We start from the raw sequence: 9648 nt of genomic DNA on the forward strand, positions 1-9648 counted from the left end.
TTTTTTATTACGTACCTGTCAGGTTATGGCAAGGGTGTCAGGCAAAAATCGTCATCAGATACGCGGCAAACAGTGCCAGATGCGCCGCACCGTTCAGCACGTTGGTTTTCCCCGTAGAGAACGAAATCTGGCACAACACCAGCGCCGTCAGCATCACCACCAGTTCTGGTTTACCCAGACCAAAGACCAGCTCGTTCCCCGTCATCCAGGCAATTAACGTCACCACCGGCACGGTCAGTGAGATGGTGGCCAGCACCGACCCGAAGAAGAGGTTCATCGCACGCTGTACCTGGTTGTTGAGGACAGCTTTCAATGCCCCCAGGCCTTCCGGGGAGAGGATCAGCAGTGCCACCAGGAAGCCAGTAAAGGCCACCGGGGCGTCCATTTCGGTGAGGAGATGTTCCAGCGGGTTGGCGTTCATTTTGGTGACGGCAATAACCGCAACCAGATGCACCAGTAACCAGACCGTGTGCCACACGCTGCTGTGTGCCGAGGGTTTACCGTGGTGTGGGTCATCATCGTCGCCGTCATCTTCATGCTCATAGACAAACAGGCTCTGGTGCGTTTTGGTTTGAATAAGCAGAAACACGCCGTACATCGCGGCTGAAATCAACGCAACCAACAGCGCTTGACCAGTGGTGAAGTTGCCCCCAGGCAAGGCAACCGGGAAGACCAGCACAATCACCGCCAGCGGGAAGAGGGCGATAAGATACTGTTTGATACCGAATAGGTTAACGTACTGAGTGGCAAATTTACGTCCGCCCAGCAGAAGTGAAAAGCCTACCAGTCCGCCGGTCACGATCATAATGATGGAATAGAGCGTGTCGCGCATCAGCGTTGGTGCTGCATCACCGGTCGCCATTAATGCTGAAATCAGACTCACTTCCAGGATAACGACGGAAAGGCTCAAAATCAGGGAACCGAAAGGTTCACCCAGGCGATGTGCCAGCACGTCGGCATGACGAACGACACTAAATGCGCTGGATAAAATGCCCACCAACGCAAGGATATTTATCCCAATAACCACTGACAGCGACTGGCTGTTACCCCAAAAAACCAGCACCGCCAGTGCCAGCGCCGGGAAAATCAGGCTGGTCTCCTTATGGCGGGTCTTAACCGCCTCATGTGTTGTTGTCATTTTTATCTCCATCCAGAGCAGGTGTTTGTAATTATAGAAAGAAAAATCAGCAGCTAAAATAGCAGACAAAAGCACCTTGCAAGGCATTTTTTACTTTTATTTACTACATGAGTTGATTCTTAATTGAATAATCTATTAGTGGATGTTATTGGAAAAAATCATTTAATTTACATGGTGATATTATTTTTAATATCACAATAATTCGTCGTTTTGTGGCGAAGAGAGCGTATAGCGTCCAGACTTACCTTTCAATCCAAAAAGGAGCGAATCATGCCGTATAAAAGCAAATCTGAACTCCCCGATAGCGTGCAGCATGTGCTTCCAGCGCATGCTCAGGACATCTACAAAGAAGCCTTTAACAGTGCGTGGCAGCAATATAAGGATAAAGAGGATCGCCGTGATGATGCTTCGCGCGAAGAAACCGCACACCGTGTGGCCTGGGCGGCAGTAAAACATGATTATGAAAAGGGTGATGACGATAAATGGCACAAAAAGAAATAATTACGTGAATATCACGAGCGCTTTTTATTTTCTCCGCATAAGTATTAACTCAACCTTGTTATAACGCCGCCTCGTGTCCACTTGAAAACGGTCCGTGAATTGCATATCGTCATTGAAAAGCGCCATGAAGGCAGCAGTATAGTCGTCGCACGGAAGCCTGCAGTGGCGGAGGTAGAAAGTGATAACACGTGATTTTTTGATGAAGGCTGACTGTAAAACAGCATTCGGGGATATTGAAGCCTCGCTGTTATGGTCAGCGGAACAGCGAGCTGCGTCCCTGGCTGCTACGCTTGCCTGTCGGCCTGATGACGGCCCGGTGTGGATTTTCGGTTACGGCTCTCTGATGTGGAACCCGGCGTTAGAATTTATCGAATCCTGTACGGGGACACTGGTGGGATGGCATCGTGCCTTCTGTTTGCGCCTGACCGCAGGCCGCGGGACAGCCTGTCATCCTGGGCGCATGCTTGCACTGAAAGAGGGCGGACGCACGACGGGCGTCGCTTATCGTTTACCGGATATGGATCTCAATGAAGAGCTAATGCTGCTCTGGAAACGTGAGATGATCACGGGGTGCTACCTGCCGAGCTGGCGCAAGCTGGAACTTGATGACGGCCGTACGGTTAATGCGCTGGTGTTTATCATGGACCCTCGCCATCCGCTTTATGAATCAGACACGCGTGCGCAGGTAATTGCGCCTTTAATCGCCTCAGCGACCGGCCCTCTGGGCACGAATGCGCAGTATCTTTTCTCCCTTGAGCAGGAACTTATCAAACTGGGTATGCAGGACGACTGCCTGAATGAACTGGTGGGGCGGGTGCGGGTGCTGCTGGAGGGAGAAAAACCAGGCCCGGAACTGAAGCCTGGTTTTGCCTGATAAGGCGTTATGCCGGAACGTAGCTGATTGAGTGCTCCAGCGTTTGGCTGTGGCTGTCGATCAGCACATTCCAGATACCGCTGTAAGGCACCGCCAGATACGCGCTGGCGCGATTCTGGACGCTCAGAACATCGCGTTGAGCGGCGGAGGTATTACTCTTCTCGCTCATCAGATGAATATGACAATTTTCAGAACAACGTACGACTACCGTATCCCCACCAAATAACTTCAAACTTGCTTTTACCAACGCCATTTTCAAACCCCGTCGTTATAAACAACGCACTCCCTGCGGGAAAGTCCCGTGCGTGATGTCGTTCACAAATCACTCATGGCATAACACCAAACGAGAGAGGGTCAGATGCTGATTTTGATCAACTAATGTCGTAACGATTAAACAAAAATGACAATATTCGGCGGGGAAATGCGTCGGCGCATTAAATCGTGGAAAAAATGCGCCGACAGAAGATTAAATGCGGAAATGTCCTGCGGTTTCAGCGAGCTCACCCGCTTGAGACTGCAATGCTCCTGCGGCAGCGGCAGACTGAATCACCAGTTCGGCATTCTGCTGCACCATGCGGTCGAGGTCGATAACCGCATGATTAATTTCCTGAATACCTTTCATCTGCTCGTTGGTCGCCACGGTGATTTCACGCATGATGACTGACACGCTGTCGATGCTGGAGACGATATCACCCATGCTTTCACCAGCCAGACGGACAAAGCGAGAGCCGGTTGCCACACTTTCTGTTGTCGATTCAATCAGCGTTTTAATCTCTTTCGCTGCCTGCGCACTGCGGCTGGCAAGGTTACGCACTTCACCGGCCACCACCGCGAAGCCACGACCCTGTTCACCCGCTCGAGCTGCTTCTACCGAGCCGCGTTCAGTGCCAGAATATTGGTCTGGAAAGCGATACCGTCGATGACGCTGGTAATGTCCCCAATCCTTGGCTGAGGCTACTTCGATGGTTTGCATCGTGCTGATGGCCTGCGAAACGACCTTGACCGCCGCGAGACGCAGCTTCAGAGGCGGTATGTGCCTGCGTATTCGCTTGTGCTGCCGAGTCCGTTGACTGGGCAACGGAAGCGGTGATTTGCTCGACAGCACTGGCGGTTTCACGCAGGCTGGAAGCGGCCTGTTCGGTACGCCCTGAAAGATCGTGGTTTCCGGCGGCAATTTCCTGCGCTGCCTGTTTCACGGAGGTACTGGAATCACGCAGTTTCACCATCACTACTGACAGCTTATCGCTGAAGGCGTTAAAGGCATGGGCAATTTGCGCCACCTCGTCATTGCCCTGTTCGGGCAGACGCTGGGAGAGATCGTCCGTCCCGCTGCTGATGGCGTTCATTGCATCACGGATGGTAACCAGACGCTGCAGCATTGTGGCGACAATCCAGTGCATTAACGCGCCGGCGAGCAGTACCAGGACAATCAGCGAAATGGCGGATGCCTTAAGCTGAGCACGCAGACCGGTGGTCGAGTCTGCGCTGTCAAGGGCAACAAGCAACTGCCAGTTAGTCCCCTTCACTTTGGTGGCGAGAAACTCTTTATCGGTCATCGGCAAGCGTCCCGTGAACCGATTTACCCGAAAGCAAATCGTTTAGTGATACGCCAGCCAATGGCATCGGTAAAAGGCTTCAGCGTCAGTTTACCATCGTTAGCCGCAATGATCGTGCCGTCGCTGTCGAGCAGTAAACCGCTGCTGTTGGGCGTCGGATTAATGCCGTGCACGTTAGCCACCACGCTGTCCATCGAGACATCGCCCGAAACGACCGCTTTGACGGTGCCATTCTCTTTTACAGGGACAGAGAAGGTGACAACCAGTTTGCCGCTGCCGGCATCCACATAAGGTGCGGTCACAATCGGCGCGTCGGCCTTGAGAGCCTGCTGATACCACGGACGAATGGTGGGGTCATAATCTGCAGGAACGCCGTCCGGATTAGAGAATTTTGCTGTCTTCGTCGCATAGCCAGCGTAGACGTTAATGAACCCCCCTGCCTGTGCCACCTGAGTGAAAACCGGAACAGGGTCATCAGTTAAGGCTACTTTTTGCAATGAAGAGATGGCCGTTATTTTGCTGTTCACCCAGTCGGTAATGGCGAGACTGTGACTGCCGCTGGTGCTGGAGAGAATATCTTGCTGGGCGTCCTGATTATGCTGGCTGGTGACCTGGTAATTAATGACTGTGTTAAGAAGCAGCGCAATGGCGAGACAGCCCGCCGTCGCTGCAATGATGCGAGCGCGAATGGATCTAAACATATTTATAGTACCTGCTGTGTTGTCTGTTATCCCTATCGGCAACTCAGCAGGCAAACTTGATGCCGGGCGGGCATCCATAAGAAAAAAATATTAAAGCATCGGGGTGATTAGAAGGTCAGGACTTTATCCGCAGCCAACGTCCACTGCGCCAGTTCCACGAGGGTTCCAATTTCCACACCATCAATCAATGGCAGGGTGGTGATGCCTCGACCATCCGTACAGGTTTTACATAATTTCACCGGTACGCCTTGTGCAGTAAGGATCTCCAGCATCTGTTGAATGTTATACCCCTCGGCAGGTTTCTGGCCACGCAGACCGGCAGTGACTGCGTCAGACATCAGGAACAGGCGCAGTTGCAGGTCACTCTCTTGCTCGCGCAGGGCGATAGCCAGGCGCAAACTGTTAAATAATGATTCGCTGCCGTAGGCGGCGCCATTAGCGACAATCACAATCTTTTGCATCTTCACTCCTTCGAGGGGGCACAGTTATTGCAACTCACCGTTAAGAGAATGAAACGGAGAGTCAGCATGAATGAACGGACCGACGCCAGAGACTGGTTTCGCTACGCGCGTCAAATCCAGAAAAATCAACTTCGTCAGCTGGCCCAGTTGGGTGTGCTGGCCGGGAAAATCAGTCATCTGACCCACATGCTACAGTGCGAGCGGGGGGCGTCAAATATCTGGCTCTGCTCCCGGGGGCGGCTTTACGGTCTGGAGTGCCGCGCCAGTAGTGCACTGGCAGACGAGCAAATAGCTGCGTTGATGCCCGTATTGGAGGGACTTAAGCCCCTGACCAGCAGCACATTATGCCACCGAATTGCTGCTGCTGTTGCGGGGCTGGAACAACTTCCTGCACTGCGAGTGCAAATAAAAGAGGGGAATATTGACGCTGAACAGGCGATGTCGCAGTTCAGTCGCACCATCGGTTATCTGCTCAACATTATCCCCCAGCTTAATGACAGCATCGACGATCCCACCATTGCTGCCAGACTGGTAGCGCTCTACAGCTTTATGCAGGGCAAAGAGCTGGTGGGCCAGGAACGTGCGCTGGGTGCGATGGGTTTTACCCACGGGCAGTTTAATGAGGGGCAGCGTCAGGCGCTGGTGGACCGCATTGACGGCCAGCAGCCCTGTTTCGATACCTTTCTTTCTCTCTCTGATCCCACCCTAACGGCGCTGTTCAGCAAAGAGTGTGGGGCGGGGCTGGAGATTGAACAGATGCGTCGCCTGGCCTGTACCCGTACACCACCGACAGATAAAGGTGATAATGCGTTACGCTGGTTTGCCCTGCAAACTCAGCGCCTGGAATTTCTACGCACGCTCGAAGAAACGCTCATCAATGCGCTTAACCGGGAAACCGATCGCCTGCTCAGTGAGGATGACGAGGTCATTGCACTGCATACGCAGCAGGCCCCCGTTGATGCGACACGTCTCTACCAGGATAAAACCCTGTTGCCACTGGTGCGTCAGCAGGCTCAGGAAATTGAACAACTCAGTCAGCAACTGGCCTCTCTGAAAGACACTCTCGAAGAACGTAAGGTCATCGATAAAGCCAAAAATGTACTGATGAACCACCAGAATATGAGCGAAGAACAGGCCTGGCAGTGCCTGCGCAAAATGGCGATGGACAAAAACCAGCGGATGGTCGAAATCGCCCGTGCACTGCTTACCGTCAGGGCCTTATGGGGTGTAACTCCAAAGGAGTAGTTGCACGGTCTATGGGCATTTGCTGCACAACGACCGTGCGACAGCAGGAACAAACAGGCGTAAAAGCAGCCAAATATGCAGGAATAATTCTGGCACATACGTTGCATTACCCATAAAGAGATTCAGACAACAGAAGCGGGTAACCAACGGCGGTTAATCAGCTTCGCGGATAAAGGCGTCCGTTGGTGCAAAAGCACCAACGGGCGCTTTTTTTTTGCTTTGGGAGTGCATATGGGTGATTCAACCGTTTCATTGACACGACGACGTTTTCTGCAGGCCGGGGCAGCACTGGGAGGGGCTATGCTGCTGCCAGGGCTGATGCAGTCCGCCTGGGCTGCGGGTTCAGATAAACCGGAACAGACGACGGTACGGGTTGGCTTTATTCCGCTGACCGACTGTGCACCGCTGGTTATCGCGGCACTGAAAGGCTTCGACAAAAAATACGGCATTACGCTGGTGCCGACCAAAGAGGCCAGCTGGGCCGCCGTTCGCGACAAACTGGTCTCCGGCGAACTGGATGCGGCACACATTCTTTACGGCTTGCTGTATGGGCTGGAGTTAGGGATTGCGGGTAAACCGCAGTCGATGGCAAACCTGATGACGCTGAACCAGAACGGACAGGGGATCACGCTCGCAAGCGATCTACAGGAAAAAGGCGTGACCAGCGTGGAGAGCCTGAAAACCCTGGTTGGGCAAAGCGAACCAGGTACTTATACCTTCGCCCATACCTTCCCGACGGGTACCCACGCCATGTGGCTCTATTACTGGCTGGCGAGCGGAGGCATCAATCCCTTCACCGATATTCGCACTGTGGTCGTTCCGCCTCCGCAAATGGTGATGAATATGCGCATCGGCAACATGGTCGGCTTTTGCGTCGGCGAACCCTGGAATGCCCGTGCCATTAACGACCGTATCGGTTTTACGGCGGCCACCAGTCAATCCATCTGGCCGGACCATCCGGAGAAGATCCTCGGTACCCGTAGCGCATGGGTGGAACAGAACCCGAACACCGCCCGTGCATTGGTGTGTGCGGTAATGGAAGCCGCACGCTGGATAGACGCGTCGCCGGACAACCGCCGGGAGACCGCCCGCATTCTCTCCCGCCGTGCCTGGCTCAACACTAAAGAACAGTACCTCACCGGGCGCATGCTGGGGGAGTACGACAACGGTGCGGGCCAACGCTGGCAGGATGCCCATGCTATCCGTTTCTTCAATGAGGGGCAGGTGAGTTACCCCTGGCTTTCCGACGGCATGTGGTTCTTAACCCAGTTCCGCCGCTGGGGATTACTGAAATCCACTCCGGACTACACGGCGATTGCCAGTCGCATCAACCGTACAGATGTATGGAAAGAGGCGGCGACCGCCCTCGGTGGCATATCGATACCGAACAACAGCCTGCGCACAAGCACGCTGATGGACGGCACGCGCTGGACCGGTGAATCGCCGGAGCAGTATGCAACAGGTTTTGCTATTCAACGCACAGGGGTCTGAGATGAAACACGCACATAAAATTCAGCACGTCGACACGACGCCTGCCACTGCCGAGGTGTTGGTGATGCCAGCCGTGCAGGTTCGCCGCACCGCACCTGCATGGTCGAGAAAGGCCCGCGCCGTCGCGGAACGTATTTTTCCTGGCCTGTTAGGTCTGGGACTGCTGCTGGTGGCCTGGCAATTGGCTGCCATTAACAGCAAAGGATTCCCCACGCCGCTCAGTACTCTGGACTCGGCCATGACGCTGTTCGCCGACCCGTTCTACCGCGACGGGCCGAATGACATGGGCATTGGCTGGAACGTACTGGCCTCACTGCAGCGTGTGGGTATCGGCTTTGGTCTGGCAGCACTGGTGGGCATTCCGCTGGGCTTTCTGATTGGCCGCTTTGTCTTTTTCGCCCGCATGTTTAACCCACTGATCGCACTGTTGCGCCCGGTTAGCCCCCTGGCCTGGCTGCCTATCGGCCTGTTGCTGTTCCAGAAAGCCGAACCGGCCTCAAGCTGGACCATTTTTATCTGCTCCATCTGGCCTATGGTGATTAACACCGCCGAAGGGGTTAGACGCATTCCGGAGGATTACCTGAACGTGGCCCGCGTGCTGCAACTCTCCGAGTGGACCGTGATGCGCCGCATTCTCTTTCCGGCGGTTTTACCTGCGGTACTGACCGGTGTGCGTCTGTCGATTGGCATTGCCTGGTTGGTGATCGTTGCCGCCGAAATGCTGACCGGAGGACTGGGTATCGGTTTCTGGATCTGGAACGAGTGGAACAACCTCAACGTAGAAAACATTCTAATTGCCATCGTCATTATCGGTGTTGTTGGCCTGCTGCTGGAGCAGGGGCTGATGCTGGTGGCGCGACGCTTTAGCTGGCAGGAGAAATAATCATGAGCATGAAACCCTTAATTCAGGTCCAGGCGGTCAGCCAGCGTTTCTCGACGGCCGGTGGTGATTTTGTGGCGCTGCAAAACGTCTCCTTCGACATTCATGAAGGGGAAACCGTGAGCCTCATTGGTCATTCTGGCTGCGGTAAATCGACCTTACTTAACCTCATTGCCGGGATCACGCTGCCTACCGAAGGCGGGTTGCTGTGTGATAACCGGGAAATCGCCGGGCCAGGCCCAGAGCGTGCAGTGGTATTCCAGAACCACTCCCTGCTGCCGTGGCTCACCTGTTTCGACAACGTCGCATTGGCCGTAGACCAGGTGTTTCGTCGCACCATGAACAAAGCTGAGCGCCGGGAGTGGATTGAGCATAACCTGGAGCGCGTACAGATGGGCCATGCGCTGCATAAACGGCCTGGTGAAATTTCTGGCGGTATGAAACAGCGCGTGGGCATTGCCCGTGCGTTGGCAATGAAACCCAAAGTCTTGCTGATGGATGAACCCTTCGGTGCGCTGGATGCCCTGACACGCGCCCATTTGCAGGACACGGTGATGCACATTCAGCAGTCGCTCAATACCACCATCGTGTTGATCACCCATGATGTGGACGAAGCTGTTCTGCTTTCTGACCGGGTGCTGATGATGACCAACGGTCCGGCGGCGACGGTCGGGGAAATTGTTGATGTCAATCTGCCGCGTCCGCGCAACCGGGTGCAACTGGCGGATGACAGTCGTTACCATCACCTGCGCCAGCAGATCCTGCAGTTCCTCTATGAAAAGCAGCCGAAAGCGGCTTAAG

The 9648-nt window shown here is 54.2% G+C and carries 9 protein-coding genes and 1 pseudogene; 6 read left to right on the forward strand and 4 right to left on the reverse strand.

The genetic code is table 11. The features are described 5' to 3' along the window. Nucleotides 1-37: 37 nt before the first annotated feature. Nucleotides 38-1138, reverse strand: coding sequence for a sodium-potassium/proton antiporter ChaA (gene chaA / locus AC5JPW_RS17570; RefSeq protein ID WP_494242415.1), 1101 nt, complete (start codon nucleotides 1136-1138; stop codon nucleotides 38-40). Nucleotides 1139-1408: 270 nt separating this feature from the next. On the opposite strand from chaA, the gene chaB reads away from it, so the two are divergent. After that, nucleotides 1409-1639 (forward strand): putative cation transport regulator ChaB, encoded by a 231-nt coding sequence (gene chaB / locus AC5JPW_RS17575; protein WP_494242416.1) that lies wholly within the window; start codon nucleotides 1409-1411, stop codon nucleotides 1637-1639. 178 nt (nucleotides 1640-1817) lie between these two features. Then, entirely contained in the window at nucleotides 1818-2513 is a 696-nt protein-coding gene (locus AC5JPW_RS17580; RefSeq protein WP_494242417.1) for a gamma-glutamylcyclotransferase, read from the forward strand. A gap of 7 nt (nucleotides 2514-2520) precedes the next feature. Here AC5JPW_RS17580 and AC5JPW_RS17585 read toward each other — a convergent pair whose 3' ends face one another. The 3 genes and pseudogenes from AC5JPW_RS17585 to ychN form a co-directional block, all read right to left on the reverse strand. After that, on the reverse strand, nucleotides 2521-2766 hold the full coding sequence (locus AC5JPW_RS17585; RefSeq protein ID WP_494242418.1) for a hypothetical protein: 246 nt from the start codon (nucleotides 2764-2766) through the stop codon (nucleotides 2521-2523). A 213-nt stretch (nucleotides 2767-2979) separates the two neighbouring features. Continuing rightward, nucleotides 2980-4770 (reverse strand): annotated as a pseudogene (locus AC5JPW_RS17590) (methyl-accepting chemotaxis protein). Nucleotides 4771-4877: 107 nt separating this feature from the next. Beyond that, on the reverse strand, nucleotides 4878-5231 hold the full coding sequence (gene ychN / locus AC5JPW_RS17595) for a DsrE/F sulfur relay family protein YchN (protein ID WP_494242419.1): 354 nt from the start codon (nucleotides 5229-5231) through the stop codon (nucleotides 4878-4880). A gap of 66 nt (nucleotides 5232-5297) precedes the next feature. Here ychN and nasR point away from each other — a divergent pair, with 66 nt between their 5' ends. The 4 genes from nasR to AC5JPW_RS17615 all read left to right on the forward strand — a co-directional run bounded on the left by nasR (nucleotide 5298) and on the right by AC5JPW_RS17615 (nucleotide 9647). Beyond that, on the forward strand, nucleotides 5298-6476 hold the full coding sequence (gene nasR / locus AC5JPW_RS17600; protein ID WP_494242420.1) for a nitrate regulatory protein NasR: 1179 nt from the start codon (nucleotides 5298-5300) through the stop codon (nucleotides 6474-6476). A 231-nt stretch (nucleotides 6477-6707) separates the two neighbouring features. Then, complete coding sequence (locus AC5JPW_RS17605) at nucleotides 6708-7967, forward strand: CmpA/NrtA family ABC transporter substrate-binding protein (protein ID WP_494242421.1); 1260 nt, start codon at nucleotides 6708-6710, stop codon at nucleotides 7965-7967. 1 nt (nucleotide 7968) lies between these two features. After that, nucleotides 7969-8850 carry a nitrate ABC transporter permease gene (ntrB, locus tag AC5JPW_RS17610; RefSeq protein ID WP_494242422.1) on the forward strand — a complete coding sequence of 294 codons (882 nt, stop codon included), beginning with the start codon at nucleotides 7969-7971 and terminating at the stop codon, nucleotides 8848-8850. Between the two features lie 8 nt (nucleotides 8851-8858). Next, entirely contained in the window at nucleotides 8859-9647 is a 789-nt protein-coding gene (locus AC5JPW_RS17615; RefSeq protein WP_494242488.1) for an ABC transporter ATP-binding protein, read from the forward strand. The last annotated feature ends 1 nt before the right edge of the window (nucleotide 9648 follow it).

This window comes from Phytobacter sp. (assembly GCF_059074235.1).